This window comes from Clostridium putrefaciens (genome assembly GCF_900461105.1).
GTDB lineage: Bacteria > Bacillota > Clostridia > Clostridiales > Clostridiaceae > Clostridium_L > Clostridium_L putrefaciens.
The window spans coordinates 1-2158 of record NZ_UFWZ01000003.1; the positions used below are offsets into that span (position 1 = coordinate 1).

General features: G+C 32.4%; 1 tRNA gene and 2 pseudogenes. All 3 read left to right on the forward strand.

From position 1 onward, the window contains the following. Positions 1-846 (forward strand): annotated as a pseudogene (gcvPA, locus tag DY168_RS14450) (aminomethyl-transferring glycine dehydrogenase subunit GcvPA); the annotation flags it as partial. Between the two features lie 49 nt (positions 847-895). Further along, a tRNA-Glu gene (locus DY168_RS14455) sits at positions 896-970 on the forward strand. Positions 971-1189: 219 nt separating this feature from the next. Continuing rightward, a pseudogene (locus tag DY168_RS14460) lies at positions 1190-2158 on the forward strand (DNA topoisomerase); the annotation flags it as partial.

Here is a 2158-nt window from a genome sequence, read left to right on the forward strand (position 1 = left end):
CTTGATGTAGCTAATGCATCAATGTATGATGGACCAACAGCAGCAGCAGAAGCAGCAATATTATCATCTGTGTCAACTAGAAGAAAAAAGGTATTAGTATCTAAAACAGTGAATCCTGAAACAAGAAAGGTTTTAGAGACCTACTTAAAGTTTAGAGATGTAGAATATGTTGAAATAGAAGAGAAAGACGGTACTACAAATATAGAAAGCTTAAAAGGTATTATGGACAAAGACACAGCAGGAGTATTAATTCAAAGTCCTAATTTCTTTGGAATAATAGAAGATGTTAGCGAGGCTGAAAAAATAATACATGATAATAAATCACTTTTCATAATGAGTGTAGATCCAATTTCACTTGGTATACTTAAAAGCCCAGGAAAACTAGGGGCGGATATTGCAGTGGGAGAAGGACAAGCACTAGGACAAAACATAAACTTCGGAGGACCTTGCGTAGGATTCATGACAGCAACTTCTAAGCTTATGAGAAAATTACCAGGAAGAATAGTTGGACAAACTGAAGATGTAGATGGAAAAAGAGGTTTTGTATTAACTCTTCAAGCAAGAGAGCAACATATAAGACGTGAAAAGGCAACTTCAAATATATGTTCAGATCAGACATTAAATGCTATATCAGCAGCTATTTATATGTCCACACTTGGAAAGCAAGGAATTAAAGAGGTGGCAGAACAGTGTATAAAGAAATCTCATTATGCTTATAACAAGTTAATTGAATCTGGGAAGGTAAAACCTTTATTTAAAGATAAACCTTTCTTTAAAGAATTTGCAGTAGTTTTAGATAAAGATGTAGATAAAGCTAATGAGGGTCTTGAAGATAAAGGCATATTATATAAAAGGTGTTATTATATTACTGTTGGGTATACATCTAACAATACTAGGCTCCTTGGTCAAGCGGTCAAGACACCACCCTCTCACGGTGGAATCAGGGGTTCGATTCCCCTAGGAGTCACCAAATTCTGAAATATAAAGGTTTGAAGAAATTCAAATCTTTATATTTTTTTGTTTTCTCAAAGGTTTCTACGCCCGGAAAACAATATTTTCTTTAGAATGTAATAGGCAAATAAAATATTTGATTTTTCAATAATAGTATTTTATCCCTTTTCAATTTTAGCTAAAGTAAGTATAATAGCATTGTACTTAAAATATATAAATAATGTAGTGAAGGTGAATTATGGGAAAGTTAATATTGGCAGAAAAGCCTTCTGTAGCTAGAAATATAGCAGAAGCACTAGGATGTAAAACTAAAAAAGATGGATATATTGAAGGTCCAGGATATGTAATAACTTGGGCCTTTGGTCATTTATTGACCTTGTATGATGGCAAGGATTATGATGAAAAGTTAGCTTTATGGGATTTTGATTACTTTCCGTATATACCAGGTGAGTTCAAGTATAAAATTAAAAATGACAGTAAAAATAAAAAGGTAGTTGATAAAGGGGCAAAAAAGCAATTAGATATTATAAGCAGCCTTATAAATAGAAAAGATATAGAAGAAATTATAACAGCTACAGATTTTGATAGGGAGGGAGAGCTTATTGCTCTTCTTATATTTAAATACTTAAATGTAAAAAAGCCTATACAGAGGATATTAATTAACGAATGGACGCCAGAAGAGGTTAATAAAGGATTGAACAACTTAAAGACAAATGCTCAAATGAGTACCCTCCAAGATGCTGGACTTAGTAGGCAACTAGCAGACTGGGTTATAGGTATAAACTTCACTGCTGTTGCTACAATGAAGTATACAAGGGGAAGAGGTAACTTACTTAATATTGGAAGAGTACTTATGCCAACACTTAAGTTAATCTATGATAGGGAATTAGAAATAAAGAACTTTAAACCAGAAGCTTTTAATGAATTATTTTACTACCTTCGAAAATCAATTTGGAAAGTATAAAGGAAAGTTTTTTCACGGAAGCAAGGATAAGTTTACAAATAAGGAAAGTGTTATTAGATTAAAAGATGAGGTTGAGGGAAAGCCTGGTGTAATAAAGAGCAAAAAAGTTGAGATAAAAAATGAATATCCACAAGCACTATTTAACTTAAGTAATTTGCAAGGATTTGTTACTAGTAAATTCAATGGATGGACGGCTGATAAGGTGTTAAAGGTAGCACAAAGTTTATATGAAAAAAAATACAT